Source organism: Nocardia sp. GTS18 (genome assembly GCF_013839555.1).
In the GTDB taxonomy this organism is placed as follows: Bacteria; Actinomycetota; Actinomycetes; order Mycobacteriales; family Mycobacteriaceae; genus Nocardia; species Nocardia rosealba.
This window is the reverse complement of the sequence record NZ_JACBIU010000020.1, coordinates 71,582-86,185: the sequence shown is the minus strand read 5'-3', so window position 1 is coordinate 86,185 and position 14,604 is coordinate 71,582. Positions and strand designations below refer to the sequence as shown.

The 14,604-nt window shown below is 66.0% G+C and carries 16 protein-coding genes; 11 read left to right on the top strand and 5 right to left on the bottom strand.

Going from position 1 to position 14,604, the window contains the following annotated elements; all coding sequences use genetic code 11:
* Positions 1 to 303: 303 nt before the first annotated feature.
* The 3 genes from HYG95_RS17080 (at position 304) to HYG95_RS25190 (ending at position 3,520) form a co-directional block, all read left to right on the top strand.
* Positions 304 to 1,608, top strand: coding sequence for a hypothetical protein (locus HYG95_RS17080; protein ID WP_181698919.1), 1,305 nt, complete (start codon positions 304 to 306; stop codon positions 1,606 to 1,608).
* A complete protein-coding gene (locus tag HYG95_RS17075; protein WP_181698918.1) occupies positions 1,605 to 2,933 on the top strand; it encodes a PQQ-binding-like beta-propeller repeat protein in 1,329 nt (442 codons plus the stop codon). The genes HYG95_RS17080 and HYG95_RS17075 overlap by 4 nt, the downstream gene beginning before the upstream one ends.
* Positions 2,934 to 3,178: 245 nt before the next feature.
* On the top strand, positions 3,179 to 3,520 hold the full coding sequence (locus tag HYG95_RS25190) for a DUF2510 domain-containing protein (protein WP_370465828.1): 342 nt from the start codon (positions 3,179 to 3,181) through the stop codon (positions 3,518 to 3,520).
* A 231-nt stretch (positions 3,521 to 3,751) separates the two neighbouring features.
* Here HYG95_RS25190 and HYG95_RS17065 read toward each other — a convergent pair whose 3' ends face one another.
* Positions 3,752 to 4,330 carry a GNAT family N-acetyltransferase gene (locus HYG95_RS17065; RefSeq protein WP_181698917.1) on the bottom strand — a complete coding sequence of 193 codons (579 nt, stop codon included), beginning with the start codon at positions 4,328 to 4,330 and terminating at the stop codon, positions 3,752 to 3,754.
* A 113-nt stretch (positions 4,331 to 4,443) separates the two neighbouring features.
* On the opposite strand from HYG95_RS17065, the gene HYG95_RS17060 reads away from it, so the two are divergent.
* The 3 genes from HYG95_RS17060 (at position 4,444) to HYG95_RS17050 (ending at position 7,100) form a co-directional block, all read left to right on the top strand.
* On the top strand, positions 4,444 to 5,004 hold the full coding sequence (locus tag HYG95_RS17060; RefSeq protein ID WP_181698916.1) for a TetR/AcrR family transcriptional regulator: 561 nt from the start codon (positions 4,444 to 4,446) through the stop codon (positions 5,002 to 5,004).
* A gap of 304 nt (positions 5,005 to 5,308) precedes the next feature.
* Positions 5,309 to 6,403: an asparaginase gene (locus tag HYG95_RS17055; RefSeq protein ID WP_181698915.1), complete on the top strand. Its 1,095-nt coding sequence runs from the start codon at positions 5,309 to 5,311 to the stop codon at positions 6,401 to 6,403.
* 211 nt (positions 6,404 to 6,614) lie between these two features.
* The gene (locus tag HYG95_RS17050; RefSeq protein WP_181698914.1) at positions 6,615 to 7,100 is read left to right on the top strand and encodes a hypothetical protein; all 486 of its coding nucleotides are present in this window, start codon (positions 6,615 to 6,617) and stop codon (positions 7,098 to 7,100) included.
* Positions 7,101 to 7,260: 160 nt separating this feature from the next.
* Here the strand turns inward: HYG95_RS17050 and HYG95_RS17045 are convergent, their stop codons facing one another.
* Positions 7,261 to 7,827, bottom strand: coding sequence for a TetR/AcrR family transcriptional regulator (locus HYG95_RS17045; protein ID WP_181698913.1), 567 nt, complete (start codon positions 7,825 to 7,827; stop codon positions 7,261 to 7,263).
* Positions 7,828 to 7,866: 39 nt separating this feature from the next.
* On the opposite strand from HYG95_RS17045, the gene HYG95_RS17040 reads away from it, so the two are divergent.
* The 3 genes from HYG95_RS17040 to HYG95_RS17030 all read left to right on the top strand — a co-directional run bounded on the left by HYG95_RS17040 (position 7,867) and on the right by HYG95_RS17030 (position 10,792).
* A complete protein-coding gene (locus HYG95_RS17040; RefSeq protein WP_181698912.1) occupies positions 7,867 to 9,111 on the top strand; it encodes a KasA/KasB family beta-ketoacyl-ACP synthase in 1,245 nt (414 codons plus the stop codon).
* A gap of 245 nt (positions 9,112 to 9,356) precedes the next feature.
* Entirely contained in the window at positions 9,357 to 10,523 is a 1,167-nt protein-coding gene (locus HYG95_RS17035) for a hypothetical protein (protein ID WP_181698911.1), read from the top strand.
* A complete protein-coding gene (locus HYG95_RS17030; protein ID WP_181698910.1) occupies positions 10,520 to 10,792 on the top strand; it encodes a hypothetical protein in 273 nt (90 codons plus the stop codon). The genes HYG95_RS17035 and HYG95_RS17030 overlap by 4 nt, the downstream gene beginning before the upstream one ends.
* Before the next feature lie 4 nt (positions 10,793 to 10,796).
* Here HYG95_RS17030 and HYG95_RS17025 read toward each other — a convergent pair whose 3' ends face one another.
* Positions 10,797 to 11,441 carry a VanZ family protein gene (locus HYG95_RS17025; RefSeq protein ID WP_220139519.1) on the bottom strand — a complete coding sequence of 215 codons (645 nt, stop codon included), beginning with the start codon at positions 11,439 to 11,441 and terminating at the stop codon, positions 10,797 to 10,799.
* 124 nt (positions 11,442 to 11,565) lie between these two features.
* Between HYG95_RS17025 and HYG95_RS17020 the strand changes: the two genes are divergently transcribed.
* Positions 11,566 to 11,739 carry a CsbD family protein gene (locus HYG95_RS17020; protein ID WP_181698909.1) on the top strand — a complete coding sequence of 58 codons (174 nt, stop codon included), beginning with the start codon at positions 11,566 to 11,568 and terminating at the stop codon, positions 11,737 to 11,739.
* Positions 11,740 to 11,825: 86 nt separating this feature from the next.
* On the top strand, positions 11,826 to 12,662 hold the full coding sequence (locus HYG95_RS17015; protein ID WP_181698908.1) for a DUF1206 domain-containing protein: 837 nt from the start codon (positions 11,826 to 11,828) through the stop codon (positions 12,660 to 12,662).
* Positions 12,663 to 12,836: 174 nt separating this feature from the next.
* Here HYG95_RS17015 and HYG95_RS17010 read toward each other — a convergent pair whose 3' ends face one another.
* Together HYG95_RS17010 and HYG95_RS17005 are read right to left on the bottom strand one after the other, a co-directional pair.
* A complete protein-coding gene (locus HYG95_RS17010) occupies positions 12,837 to 13,529 on the bottom strand; it encodes an NAD(P)-dependent oxidoreductase (protein WP_181698907.1) in 693 nt (230 codons plus the stop codon).
* A 151-nt stretch (positions 13,530 to 13,680) separates the two neighbouring features.
* Positions 13,681 to 14,493 (bottom strand): SDR family oxidoreductase, encoded by an 813-nt coding sequence (locus HYG95_RS17005; RefSeq protein ID WP_370465827.1) that lies wholly within the window; start codon positions 14,491 to 14,493, stop codon positions 13,681 to 13,683.
* Positions 14,494 to 14,604 lie beyond the last annotated feature (111 nt).

Here is a 14,604-nt window from a genome sequence, read left to right as displayed (position 1 = left end):
GCTCCGACCCGCCCACCCTCGGACGGCCGCGCGAAATCCCATCCGGTGCCACCGAACTCCATTGCTCCCACCCAACCCAGGCTAGTGACGTCCACGACCACCTGGTCGGTCCACCCGATCGCCGATCCCCGCGACGGACTCCTAGCCGGCACCGCACAAGGCGGATGCGCAGTTGCCACAGACCTCGATCACCTGCGCCTGTACGAACTCCTGGGGCTCGGGCGGGAAGAACCGAGATCTTCTACGCTCTGAGCCATCCGGACAGCGCCCGCGTATTGTCCGAGCCGTTCCCGAGGAGGCCGGATGCCGGACAAGATGCCGACGCGCGCGATTACGGGGTGGACCGTCGCACTGTGGAGCTTCACGGCGGTGGCCGGTGGGGTGATCGTCGGAGGGCTTCTGCACGAGCCGGAACCCGAGCTCACCACCGCACCGCCAACCACCACCATTTCCGTCACGCCCGAGGCAGAGCCGCCGACGCCGGTCCGGGTTCGTCCGTCCGTGACGTTCCCGACGCAGATTCCCGGCTGTTCGAGCGTCGAAGCACCGTCGTCCGACGAGACGTATGGCGCAGTCTTCGGTCCCGGCGAATACGACAACCCGGCCTATCCGTGGTTCTCCGGAAGGAAGGCCGTCGCGATGTCGACGGCGCTGCGTGCCGCGCTACCGACCGATGTGACGCTCGAATTCGGGCCGCCCGACCGATCACTGCTGTTCACACCGATCCTCGGGGAACCCGACAGCCCGTTCGGTGGATACACCGATGCATGGGCGGACCTGCGGCGCGGCGCAGGTGCCGGGACGCTGTCGGTGACCGTCGAACAGTCCGCAGAACCGGTCCCGGCGTGCACGGCGGGTTGGCTCGACGAGCGCCGGACCATGCCGGACGGTTCGACCGTCGACCTGCACGACACCTGGGAGGAGCTCGACGGTTTTCGCACATTGTCACGCAGCGTCATGGCCTATCGCCCCGATGGCAGCCGGATAGTGGTCCGCTCCACCGATGCTCCGTCGGTGTCGATGCCGACCGGGACCGTGCCCCTCACCAGAGACGAGATGATCGCGATCGCACTCGCCGACGGGCTCGGTGTCGGCGATCCGATTCCGCCGGGCACCATCGAACCGCCGCCGCCTTGTCATGTGCGCGTGGACGCTTCGCCGACACTCGGCGAAGCGGTGGCAGCGCGGGTGAACGCGGCGCTGGCCGGCGCGCTCGACGGGGTGAGCACCGACCGCCCGCTCGGCGACGTACGACCCGACGATTTCGGTATGGGCCTGTGTCAGGCGGTTCGGGTCACGACGCCTGGGCAGCCGTCCACGCTGACCGTGTCGATCGCCGCAGGTCAGCCGATGCCGAACACTCAACCGAAGTATGGCGGTTCCGCACGGACCAGCGCCGACGGCACCCTGATCGAAACCCGCGAGGAATACCTCACCACCGCCGATCAATCCGGGCGCACCGCCGAAGAATTCATGCGGACCGTCGTTCTCACCAAACCCGACGGCACGCGTATCGACGTCACCTGTAGAGCGGAAATGCCGTCGTCACCGATGCCGTTCGAGCAACTCGAAAAGATCGCTCTTGCACCAGGTTCGGTGACGCCGTGACGACGCCGGGCCTACGTGGGCTGATCGTCGCCGCTGTCGCCGCGCTCGTCACCGGCGTCGGGGCGGTGGTGGTGTTGTCGCAACCGACCGACACCACTCGCAAGATCACCGGAACCAACAGGGCCGCACCGGGTCTGGCCTGGTCGGTGAGCGCGGCCGAGTTGTCCGGGTCGGCAGATGCGGTCTTCCGCTCGCCGGTATTCGGCACCGAATTCGATTCCGGTAGTTCCGGTTTCGTCGCGACCGACGAAATCCTGGTGACCGTGGTCGGCACCGGGGACGCCTCGACCCTGTACGGCATCGATGCATACGACGGGAGCATCCGCTGGCGTGCGCCCGCCGCCAATCTCGGTGGCTGCGCCGACGTGCCCGTCGACGGGCACCTGGTGTGCTTCACGGGGTTCAGCGCCGACGGTACGGCCGTTGTCGGCTACGACCTGTCCACGGGACAATCGACACGCACCCCGATCGACTGGTCTCCGTTCGCGATCGCGGCCACCGAGGACCGGGTGTATCTGGTGGAGGGCAATGCGGAAGACGATGACGTGCGCGTGCGAGCGGGCACGCTGCAGGACCCGGATCGGTTCTGGACCACGCAGTTCGCGCTGGGCGGCGCCTGGGAGGACGTGCTGATGGACATCATCATCGACGTCACGCACGGCCAGGGCGTGCTCGCGCTCAGCAGTGACCTGGCAGGCTTCGCCCTCGACACCGGTGCACCCACCTGGACCGCCACCCGCACGGGCTGTGGCTGGTCGAGCGCCCTCGCGGGGGCGCTGGTGCGGCGTGTCTCCTGTGACACCGGCACCGACATCCTCGACCGCACCGGCAAGCCACTGGCGACGACCGAAACCCCCGGCCGCACCCTGCTCGATCAGCCCGCCGACGACACGATTCCCGTCGTCCTCGGCAACCACGCCTACGACCGCCGCACGGGCGCCACCGTGTGGACCTCCCCCGACCTGGAGGCCACTTCCACCTCGACCCTCGTGGCCGTCGTCGATGACACTGCCCTCCTGGCCGACCCGGAAGCCCAAACGCTGACAGCCCTCGACATGCACACCGGCCACCGCCGCTGGCAACACCCCCAGTACACCCTCATCGAAACCGTCGCCACCACCACCGACTCGATCGTCATCACCCACCCCAGCGGCCTCACCGCCCTCGACCCCACCACCGGCGAACCACTCTGGGACATCCCCTTCCGCGCCGTCCACCCAGACCCCCACGCCCTCACCGCGGACGGCACGCCACTCCCCCAGCCCGACGACCGCCTCGTCTACGTCAGCGCCCGAACAGCCATCGGCCTACGCCCACTGCCCTGACAACACAGATCCGAAGCGAGCAGGGTCGCGGGTGGTTGCAGCTGTCGGGTCACGCCGCGCCCGATCAGTCGCCGGGTCGCGCCGAAGGACGAAACGCGGGCATGGTTATGAATTCAGCAGGTTTGCGCCAACTCGTTCCCGGGTGCAGTCGAAATCCGTATGCTGGCCGCCTGCCGTAAGCCGGGTCATACAAGGGGCCAACCATGTTCGAGCAAGGACCACAGCCGCCCACGCACCCGCGATATGTGTCAGCACCACCCAACGCACCGAACCGGAATCCCTGGTGGGCGGCCGTACTCATCGGTATGTTCGCCATCTTCGTGCTCACCCGCGACGGCAGCAGTACGAGCGGCGCGCTGACCGCAATGCTCATACTCGGTGTCCCACTCGTCCTTGTGGTGCTGATCGTGCGCGCGCTGTATCGAGTAGGCGAACCACGGCCTGCACCAATTACTTTCGTCACACCCTCCGTGCCACCGGGCACCCGGTCCGCACCGCCGCCGGGTTGGTACAACAACCCGGACGGTGCCGACGAACGCTGGTGGGACGGGCGCGACTGGACCGCACACACACGTCGGCCGAACTAGGGCGACCTCGGCAGGGACGACCCGAACTCTGCGCCGCGGATTTCCATGACAGATGAATCACTAGAACTCGGAGGCCTTCCTCGGCTACCTCCCGGCCGCGACAGCAGGGGACGTCGGCGACACCATCCCGCGCCGAGCCGCCCTATCGGCGGGTCGTCGCCCAAGCGAGCTTGGTTCCGCTCGGCATGCCGCGATCCGTATTACGACGTCGGCCGCGCCTGACACGGCTCGCTAGGTCTCGCGGCGGTGCATTCGCCATACGGACAGGCCACCGTCGAGCGTGATGTGGTCGACCACCGAGAACCCGAACCGTTGGTACAGCGGGAGGTTTCGTTCGGTCGAGGTATCCAGCCAACAGGCGTGCCGGGCTCGATCGAGTTCGGTCAGGCCATGTTTCATCAGCGCCGTGCCGAGGCCGGTTCCCCTGGATTGTGGTGTGGTACCGATGGTGGCCAGCAGCCAGGCGCCGTCGGGCACCGGCAGCGTCGACAGTCGTTCCTCGGCCACCATCAGGTGATCCAGGCGGTCGCCGTGCAGGTCCGCGATTTCGGCCGACACCGATGCGCTCGGCGCTGGGGTGTCGGGCGGTAGGAAAGCGATCACGCCGTGGCCGGTGCTGTCGATGTAGGCCCTCCCGTGCGGAAGCGCCATGTGCTCGAGATAGATGCGCTGTAGCGATGAGATGCGTTGTAGGTGATCATCTTTCGCGACGCACCAATTCGTCCAGGGATAGTCGACGAAGGCCTCGCCGAGTACTTGCGCGGCACGGTCGAGGTCTGGGGTGGACAAGGTTCGGATTGCAGTGGGCACAGTCAATTTGTACCCATGTACAAATTGGCTGTCCAGTCTATTTCCCGCACGCGTACGATCGCACCTTGGCGTTCGGTGTCCGAGGCCGAACGAAACGTGCGTTGGAGAGATCGATGGCTTATCTGGCCCGCGCCGCGCGCCGTCATTCGATCGTCGAGGCGGCAGCCACGGTGGTGGCACGAGACGGACTGAGCGCGGTGACGGCGCGCACCGTCGCGAGCGAGCTCGGCGGCTCACAAGGACAGATTCACCATCACTTCTCCTCGACCGATGAACTCGCCGCCGATGCGTGGCGGCAGTACGCGGCCCGCGAGATAGCCACCTACCAGCACGCGGCCCTCGACCTCGAGCCGGCGGCCGCGCTTGCACTGTTCTTCTCCGACCTGGTCGGCGACGGCGAGGGGCACGCACTGGCTCGTTGGGCCGAGGCCGGCGCGCACGCCCAACTGCGCGGCCCGGTCGCGAGCAGCTATGTCGAAACCCTCACGCAATTGACCGACGTCCTCACAGCCGTGATGTCCCGTGCCGTCGCCGATGCGACCCAGGCGCGCGCGGCTGCCGCTCGCCTGTTGATGCTCGGTGTCGGCCTCGCCGGAATTACCCGGATCACCGATGACCCGCCAGTGCCGATCCGGACGGTCATGGCTTCCGCGATTCGCGCCGAAATCCCCTGACGGATACCTCGAGGCGTCGCCGTTAGGGGCTCCTGTCCGTCGCGAGTTGATGTGACGCAGTGACTTGGTCGTTGAACTGGGATGCGTCAGGTTTGTGGCAGCTATTGCCGTCGGCGTTCTGCCAGATTGCTGGCGGTTGGTCCCGTCGATGCGGTGGTAGCGCCCAGTAGTCCTTCACGGACGAATCCGCAAGCGTTGCAGACGGTTTGAGAGACTGTGTTGCCGAGGCCGTACCTCGGTATCGGATCGAGGTACCACCGGGGGATGATGCGCTCGCGGACGGGGCGTTCGTAGCCTGACTCGCATGTCCACAGTCTCGAGGATCGCCGCGGTGATCGCTCTCGTCGGAGCCGTCACCGGCACCGGCATCGTGCTCGGCTCAGCAGGTTACGCGCCCGCGCAGACAATGCAGCGGGTAGCGGTGATCGGTCTCGGCGGCACCATCGCCGGTACTTCCGAGCGGCGCACGGATTTCGAAACCTATCGGCCCGGCACCCGCCCGATCGCCGAGCTCGTCGACTCGCTCCGTCCCGAGGTCGGCGATCTCGCAATGCTGTCGACCGAGGATTTCGGCCAGAAGGGGTCCGGCGACTACACCGTGGGCGACCTCTACGATCTGGCGCGGCTGGTCGAACGCCGTCTCGGAGATCACGACTCCGCCGTAATCAGCACCGGTTCGGCCACCATGGAGGAACTGAGCTACTTCCTCGACCTGACCGTCCGCAGCACGAAACCGGTCGTGGTGACCGGCGCGATGCGCCCCTGGTCCGCGCTCGGTAGCGACGGTCCGGCCAACCTGTACAACGCGATTCGCCTGGCGGCGAGCAACCGGACCACCTGTTTCGGCACGGTCGTCACCCTCAACGATCAGATCTTCCCGGCCCGCGACGCCACGAAGACCGATTCGGCGCGGGTGAACACCTTCACCACCCGCGAGTACGGCGACCTCGGCACCATCGACCAAGCGGGTATCCGCCTGCAACGCGCCCCGGCCCGCGTCCGACACTGCGCCGATCCCGCCGACTGGGCCACGCCGTTCGACCTGACCATGATGGACGGCGACACCCTCCCCCGTGTCGATATCGCCCACAGCTATCTCGGTGCTCCCGCCGCACCCATCACCGCGGCCGTCGCGGCGGGCGCCAAGGGCATCGTCTTCGCGGGCACGCCCGCACCCGACCAGGCGACCGCTGCGATGGCGACCCAGGGCGTCGCTTTGGTCGCCACCAACGCCTACGGCTCCGGCGCGGTCACCGTCGACCCGACGCTCGGCGTCGTCAGCGGTGGCGACCTCGCCCCCAAAAAGGCGCGCGTACTGCTCCTGCTGATCCTGGCCAGGACTGCCGACCACGACCAGATCACGGCCTGGTTCCACGCGTACGGCAACCAACAGTTCTGAGCGCCTCCGGGAATGGAGTTCCTCGGTCGGTCGCTACCTGGTTCCGGAGGACGCCTAATCACCTGTCGGCTCGGTTCGGTGACCGGCTTTGTCGGTCGTCGTCACCAGCGGCAAAAATTGACGTCATAGCGCATCTGGTCTCGGCCCCGTAGGCCCGTGTGGGACACGAAATCAAGCTGCGTTTCGATGAGCCGGCTGACAGGATGCCAGGATGGCGGATCTGCAGTGGGACGAAGTCAAGAACTTCTTCGACCCGCACCTGATGGGGACACTTCCGGACGTGTCCGTCGCTTCCACCTCGGCCGAGGATTGGCAGGCGGTGTTCGACATGGTCCGGTCGGAGGGCTGGGCCTGGGAGTACTCCGAGGGCGATATTGCGCGGCGGTTGCCGTCCGGCGCTGAACTCTTATCGCGCCCTGCTGATGCGGAGATAGCCCAACTGCGTGTCTGGCCCACCCCAGATGTGCTGGTGATCTTTCGTCCGTGGTCTGCGACGGAGATCGACTTCGACGTCGACCTCCGCCAGCTGCAGGGCCAGACGGGAGTGGACACCCTGTGTGGCTTCCTGTGCGCGGTCGGCCGGCGACTGGGCAAACCGGTGTTGATGAGCGCAGAGGGCGGCTCCCCACCTCCGGTGCCCGGTTTCGACCCGGCCGCCGATCGCGTAGTACTGCTGGCCGATCCAGAGTTCACCTGAACTTCGTTCTGCACGAACCGGGTTCACGCACACGAATCAGTTCACCGCAACAGAGATTCCGACGTCAGCATTTCATCGATCAGTGACGTCGCAGATTACCGACCACCCGGTTCTGGCGGCGCTCGTGGTGGCAGATGTGGTGGTCACCGCAACCCACGACCTATCGGTCGGACGGCAAGACCGCGTTGATCAGGGCGCGGGCTGCGTGGCCAGTGCGTTCCCGGTCGCCCGTGATCACACGGTCTTGAATGATGCCCCGCAGTCCCGAGACCAGAAGCGTCGCCACCACTTCAGGCTCTCGAGCCAATCCGGTCCTGCGCAGCGCCGCTGCGAGTTCGCCGACAAAGGTCGCGATCGCGGAATTCGCATAGTCCTGGTACGGCGATTCCGGCGCACACGCGGCACCGAGCACCTGCAACAGCACCCGCACGCTGTCTGCCTCCGCGCCGTCGGAATTCAGGTCGAAGAAGCCGACGAGCCGATCGCGTAGCTGCGCGGGTTCGACCACATCGGCGAATACCGCGGCCAGGTCTGGTCGCTGTGTGGCCAGAGCCTGGACCAGTAATTCTTCCTTGGTGTCGAAGTAGTAGATCAGCATCCGCGAACTGGTCCCGAGCGCGGCGGCCAGCGGGCGCAGGGACAGTTCGGTCAAACCGTGCGAAGCGATATACGCGACGACACCGGCCAACAGCTCAGCGCGTTTGCGGTGGTCGAGGGGGCGGGCCATAGGTTGACTGTACCGACTGCTACAGGTATTCATGACAGCATGAATGTACCGATCGCTTCAGAAACCGCGGAAGGCGTGGTGGTGACCGCGTATGCGGCAACCACCGCACTCGCCGACACCATGGACGAGACCTGGTCACGTCTGCTGCGCGGCGAGAGCGGAATCCGTGCACTGCCTGCGGAGTTCCTCACCGAGCACGATCTGCCGGTGCGGATCGGCGGACCACTGGTCACCTCACCCGATACCGAGCTGACGCGAATCGAACAGCGTAGGAATTCCTACGTCGAACGCATGGCTCTCGTCCTAGGAAGGCAGGTCTGGCAGGCAGCGGGCGCCCCGGAAGTCGACCGCGAGCGCCTCGCTGTCGCCATCGGCACCGGCCTCGGCGGCGGTGACGCGCTGATCGATGCCGTCGACGCGATGCGGGCTGGCGGCTACCGCAAGGTCTCTCCGCTGGCCGTACCGATGGTGATGCCCAACGGTCCTGCCGCCACCGTCGGGCTCGAAATAGGCGCGCAGGGTGGTGTTTTCGCACCGGTCTCAGCCTGCTCGTCGGGATCGGAAGCGATCGCGCACGCATGGCGGCTGATCCGCACCGGTGAGGCCGACGTGGTGGTCACCGGTGGCGTCGAAGGACACATCGACCCTGTCCCCATCGCGGGCTTCGCGATGATGCGGGCGATGAGTACCCGCAACAACGAGCCCGAGTGCGCCTCCCGGCCCTTCGACCGCGACCGTGACGGCTTCGTCTTCGGCGAAGCGGGCGCGCTGCTCGTGCTCGAATCCGAGCGGCACGCGAAAGCACGAGGCGCGCAGATCCATGCCAAGGTGCTCGGTGCCGGCATCACCTCCGACGCCTTCCACATCGTCGCCTCCGACCCGGCAGGCACCGGAGCCGCACGGGCGATGCGCAAAGCGATTCACTCTGCCGGACTGCGTGTTTCCGATATCGACCACGTGAACGCGCACGCGACGTCGACACCGATCGGTGACGCCTCCGAAGCAGCCGCTATCACCGCCGTCACTCCTGATGCGTCGGTGTATGCACCGAAATCAGCGCTAGGGCATTCGATCGGCGCGGTCGGCGCGCTCGAATCGGTCCTCACGATCCTGACCTTGCGTGAACAGATCGTCCCGGCCACCCTGAACTTCGAAAATTCCGACCCGGCGATCGATCTCGACATCGTCGCGGGCGCGCCACGACCGCAGCGAATCGACTACGCACTCAACAACTCATTCGGCTTCGGCGGCCACAACGTCGCGCTCGCATTCGGCAAACCATAGTGGAAGTGGGCGTGGTGGCTGCGCCGCCCAGCGTCGTGTCGATGTCGCGCAGCCTTTCGACCGTGCTGACCGAGTAGATGATCTGTTCGAGCCGGACCATTCCGCGGCGGTCTCGCGTCGGACCGGAGTGCGGGTGCGCTATCGCTGTCAGGCGAGCCGTCGACCGATGGCGTGCAAGCTGACCCGGGAAGTCAGGGAAACCCGGTTCCAAGTGAATGTTCTTGCCGCGCATGTACCTTCGGGGCATGGGGAGTAAAGCCGGAGCGGTGCGCCGGTTACGCGGTCCGCTCACGGTGGTGATCGCGACGGTGGTCGCGATTTCGGTGGTGTGTGTGCTGCCGGGATGGTGGTGCGGCAGGGACGCGGACGGGTGGTATCGAGGTGACACCGCGTTGCTGCGCGGACTCGCCGAGGAGATGGTGGCGTTCGAAGCCGCCGACGATCATCGGCGAGCCTCCGGCGGAGGGGACGGGATCGCCGGCATGTGGGGGTTGCTCGCCCATCAGATGACGGCACAGGGTTTGGCACAAGCGTGTCTGGAACATCCCGAATGGCGGGAGCGGTATGCCCCGGTCATCACTCGCGCTGCGGTCAAAAGCCTTTTGCCCCAGATGCGTTCGGAGTTCACGTCGGCATGGCACGGCCGCGACGGACTCGCCGATCTCGACAGCGCCGACGGTCACGCCTATCTCTCCTATCCGGCCCTCGCGCTCGGGATGGCCCGGTGGATCGATCCAGCCTTTCCTGCCGACCTTGCCGTTCAGCACGATGCACTGATCACCGCCCTCGAGCGGCGGCTGCTCGCTTCGCCGACCGGGCTGCTCGACACCTTTCCCGGCAGGGCGTATCCCACCGATGTCGCGGCGGTCGCGGCGGCGATCGCGGTGCACGGCAGGGTGACGGGCGTCGATCACACGGCGGTCATCGCGCATTGGGCGCGCCAGGTGCGCACGGTTCAGATCGATCGGGACACCGGACTGGTGATCCAGCGTATGGGCACCGACGGCCGGGCCCAGGACGCACCACGCGCTTCGGGAACCGGTTTGGCGGCCTATTTCGCCGGCTTCGCGGACCGGTCGCTCGCCCAAGAATTGGCAGCAGGGCTGTTCGGGCAGGAAAGAACTGTCCTCGGATTCAGCGCGATCGATGAGTACGGCGATGGCTACAGCGGCCCCGGCGACATGGACAGTGGCCCCTTGATACTCGGAATATCGGTGTCGGCCACCGGTTTCGCCCTCGCTCCCGCCCGCGCCTTCGGCCACCGCGAGACCTTCACCCGCCTGTTCCGCACAGCCGACCTCTTCGGACTATCGCTACAGAGCGGAACCCGCACGCGATTCGCGACCGGCGGCGTGATCGGCAACGCGCTCATGCTCGCGTTCCTGTCTTCGGGACCGGAGCTGGCCCGATGAAGGTCCCGCACGCAGTGTCGACCGTGTGGCGCCTGTTCCGCATTCCGCTGGTCCTGGCGGTGGTCTACCCCCCTCTGCATGCGGCTCTGGCGGCGTCGTCGGCTCGGCACGGGTATGGGTCACCCGATGGCCTCGGCGCAGACTTCGTAGCCCTCGCCGTCGTCGTGGTAGCGCTGCGCTTCGTGCTGATCATCGTCGTCCCAGCGGTTCTCGCCTACCGCGTCGTGACACTGGTCCTGGCAGAGATCCAGCCACTCGACACGCGATAGGTGGCTACGGGGTCCTTCGCCAGGATCTCGAAGCGACGTCATCATCCGTTGCGACAACCCCTGCCTCTGTCAGCGGGTTGTCCGCCGGATCGGGTCGGTGCGGCGGCAGCACGAGGGACCGAACGCTCCACGATTTTCTGCCCAGCGTCAGCAGATGCGCACCGATGCCGGCGCCGACCGCGTTCATCAGCACATCGTCGACTGATGACACCCGTCCGATATTCAGGACATATTGGGCGAGTTCGAGTGTCGCCGACAGCGCGGCACCGAGTACGAGCATCCGCCCTATGCCGGTGAAGCGGGGAAATCGCAAGGGCAGCAGGAAACCCAGTGGGATGAATATCGCGGTGTTCGCGCCGATCTGCACGATGGTGTCGAAGGAGAGCTCGCTCAGCGTCGCGGCGAGATCGCGCAGCGGAACCACGCTGACCGTCCTGGTGCCGCCGGTCGGTGTCAGGATCATCCACACCCAGGGCAGCGTCCCGGCGACAATCCCCACTTCGGCCAGGCTGCGCAGCAACGCGATCGGCCGTTCGATTCCCGCACGGGCCCGCCACCGCAGCAGCAGCGCCACGATGAGGGGAATCGCTGTGACACCGATCCCCCATGCCACCAGCACCGGCCCCCAGGCCTCCCATACTCGCCCCACACACGAAACTTACGTGGTTGCCATGGTCTCGCCTCGGCCGCCTAGATCTCCATATCGAAGATCAACATCGTTGACACCTGCGGGACTACGGCGTTGACTTGGTTCATACAGCGAGGAAACTGCCATGAGTACGAGTAAGAAGATCGCGAATTCCGTCGAGGCCACCAAGGGGCGGATGAAGAAGGTGATCGGGCGGGCTACGGGTAACCGGCGGCTCGAGGCGCAAGGGCGGGCCGAGCAGGTCAAGGGGAACCTGAAGCAGTCCGGTGCCAAGATCAGGGACGCCTTCAAGAACTAGTTGCGCCGAACGAGACCTCGCAGTAGATCCTGCGCCGACCGTCGCGGAACGACCTCGACGGATCAACGACACGCAGGGTGATCAGCATGCCGAACCACACCGACTCATCGTCGTACGAGAATTCGTCCACTGCCGTGGCCCGGGTGGCCCAGAACAGTATCTTCGAACGATTCGCCCGCGCGGGGTTGGTGATGAGCGGCATCGTGCACCTGATCATCGGCTACATCGCCATCCGGCTCGCCCTCGGTGGCGGGGCGGGTACGGCCGATCAATCGGGTGCTATGACCGAACTGGCTGCCAAGCCGGGCGGTGTTTTCGCGCTCTGGGCCGGCGTCGTCGCGTTCACGCTGATGGCGTTGTGGCGGCTGGCCGAAGCGGCGCTCGGCAGCTCGTCCCAACCTGACTCCGAGAGCAAGAAGTCGGAGGCCGTCAACAGAGTGAAGGCGTTCTCGTTGGCGGTGGTCTATCTCGCTTTCGCCATCTCCGCCTTCGGATTCGCGCGGGGCGCAGGCACATCCAGTAGCGCACAGAGCACCGGGATCACAGCTGAGATGATGCAATCCACCGTGGGCACGGTTGCTCTCGTCATCGCCGGGCTGATCATCATCGCGATCGGCGGCTATCACATCTACAAGGGGGCGACCCAGCGCTTCCTCGCCGACCTGCATGGCGACACGAGCACCCTGGTCCGCAGGTTGGGCACCGTGGGTTACGTCGCGAAGGGGTTGGCCGTCGCGGCAATCGGATTGCTGGTCATACTCGCGGTCGGCCGATCCGATCCCGGCGAAGCCACCGGACTCGACGGTGCGTTCAAAACCCTTGGGGAACAGCCCTTCGGAGCCGCCTTGTTGATCGCGGCGGGCGCGGGCATCATCGCTTACGGTCTCTACAGTTTCGCCATGGCGCGATACACCAAGATGTAGCCGACCTCGGCATCATCACGGTCTTCGCCAGGCCCGACCGCCTGAACGCACCCCTTCGACCACCGGAATGGCCTTGGCACGAGGCCCGGACCCGGCCCCACGTCTACGGCGAAGACGCCCGGGCGATCCACGACCTGGCGTTGGCCGGACACGCCGGTCTCGGAGGTGATGGTCTCATTTGTTGAATGCTTCCCGTCGCAGCAGTTGCGCCATACTCGGATTGTCGGTGACGGTGACAACCGATACGACTTCACGCACGAATTGCTCCTCCTCGGCCAAGCGCAACAGGCTTGCCGCAAGATCGACACGAGCTGTGAACCGTCGGTCTATATGCCCCGCCGCCATCGTGTAGTCGGTGACGGTCGGCAAGTCGTACAGCCCACTCGGTCGCACGATGGTCCAGTCCAGATCGCTGCCCTCGACCAGGGTTTCCATCCGCCGCATGTCGTCATACAGGGTTCGGCCGAGCACCCGCGCCACGTAGGGCTGAAGGATCCGGTTGAACAGGATTCCGCCGTCGGAGTAGGGCTTCGGGTCGACCGCGCTCGAGGAGACCACCACGAGGCGGCGCACGCCGTGCCGGTGCATGGCGGCCAGGATGTTGGCCGATCCCGCCGAGTAGGTGGTGATCTCGCGCTTGCCGAAAGGTACTCCGAGTGTGGACAGCACAGCATCCGCGCCCGCGACCGCGGAGTCGACCGAGCCCGGTCGCAACACATCGCCTTCGAAGACCGTCAGGCGGTCATGTGCGAGCGGGAATTCAAAGGGCTTGCGGGTGACGGCGACGACGTCGTGCCCGTGGCCGAGAGCTTGCTCCGTGAGCAGGCGGCCCGTGGGACCGTTGGCCCCGAAAACGATGATGCGCATGACTTCCTCGAGGTGTCGTTCCGGCACCAACCCTTCCGGGTGCCGTATGTTACGAGAACAATATCATCTGTTTTGGAAGTCATACAATATGAATTCGGTAATCAATCAACGGCAGGTCGTCCACGGGGAAGGCCGCCATGACGCGGCAACGTCAGCGGGCGGCGGCTATCGTCGCGGCTACCCACTCCGCGAAGGACGGGCCGGCCAGTGTGGCGTGCGGGGACGGCAACAGGGTGCCGTTTTCGAATTGCTCGCGGTCGGGGTTGGCATCATCGGAGGTCTCGATGATCTGCAGGGCGTCGCCGCGAGCAGCTACCAGTGCCGCAGCGGCAGAAGCCATCGTTTCCGGCTGCGGACCCGCGATCTCGGGGAACGGGATATCCTCGGCGGCAATCGGATTCATCGCCAGATCGACCAACGCTTCGGCAACGGTCCGCGCGGCGACCAACTGGGTGCGCATGCCCTGGACGTAAGCAACATCGCCCTGGGTGCCCCACCCGACCATCACCTCGACGAGTTCATGGAACTGCGCCGCACGCAGAATCTGCACCGGCAGCGCGCCTTTGAGCAATTCCTGCTCGTGCGCGAGCTTGGCGGCGTTGTACCCGGCGAGCGAACCGTCGATCCCGATGATGGACACCACGACCAGCCGCTCGACCCCGGCACGCTCTCCCGCCGCGTGCAGGTTCCGCGCCGAAGCGGTGAAGAACTCCGTGGCCACCTGCTTATCGGCCGAAGGGGTGCTCGACGCGTCGATAACGATGTCGACCCCGGACAAAGCCTCATCGAGGCCGGCTCCGCTCTCGATGTCGACACCGTTGGCCCGGGAGAACGCGACAACCTCATGCCCACGCTCGACCAGCACATCCACCACGTGCCGCCCCAGCCGACCGGTCGCCCCAGCCACCGCAATCTTCTTCTGCTCCACCATGATCCGCTCCTTCATCGCGATTTTGGCGTTCACGGAGTCGACGGAGCAGCAAACCGAAGTGTGACATCGCCTGGTCAGGAGGTTTCGAGGCTCCCTCTCTCGACACGCCAATCCTGGCCGGCTGCTCGCACACGCTCTGCCTCC

Coding starts and splice junctions, on each gene's coding strand:
- HYG95_RS17055 (WP_181698915.1), top strand. CDS start 5,309: ATGTCCACAGTCTCGAGGATCGCCGCGGTGATCGCTCTCGTCGGAGCC.
- HYG95_RS17040 (WP_181698912.1), top strand. CDS start 7,867: ATGAATGTACCGATCGCTTCAGAAACCGCGGAAGGCGTGGTGGTGACC.
- HYG95_RS17050 (WP_181698914.1), top strand. CDS start 6,615: ATGGCGGATCTGCAGTGGGACGAAGTCAAGAACTTCTTCGACCCGCAC.
- HYG95_RS17015 (WP_181698908.1), top strand. CDS start 11,826: ATGCCGAACCACACCGACTCATCGTCGTACGAGAATTCGTCCACTGCC.
- HYG95_RS17045 (WP_181698913.1), bottom strand. CDS start 7,827: ATGGCCCGCCCCCTCGACCACCGCAAACGCGCTGAGCTGTTGGCCGGT.
- HYG95_RS17030 (WP_181698910.1), top strand. CDS start 10,520: ATGAAGGTCCCGCACGCAGTGTCGACCGTGTGGCGCCTGTTCCGCATT.
- HYG95_RS17020 (WP_181698909.1), top strand. CDS start 11,566: ATGAGTACGAGTAAGAAGATCGCGAATTCCGTCGAGGCCACCAAGGGG.
- HYG95_RS17035 (WP_181698911.1), top strand. CDS start 9,357: ATGGGGAGTAAAGCCGGAGCGGTGCGCCGGTTACGCGGTCCGCTCACG.
- HYG95_RS17010 (WP_181698907.1), bottom strand. CDS start 13,529: ATGCGCATCATCGTTTTCGGGGCCAACGGTCCCACGGGCCGCCTGCTC.
- HYG95_RS17060 (WP_181698916.1), top strand. CDS start 4,444: ATGGCTTATCTGGCCCGCGCCGCGCGCCGTCATTCGATCGTCGAGGCG.
- HYG95_RS17080 (WP_181698919.1), top strand. CDS start 304: ATGCCGGACAAGATGCCGACGCGCGCGATTACGGGGTGGACCGTCGCA.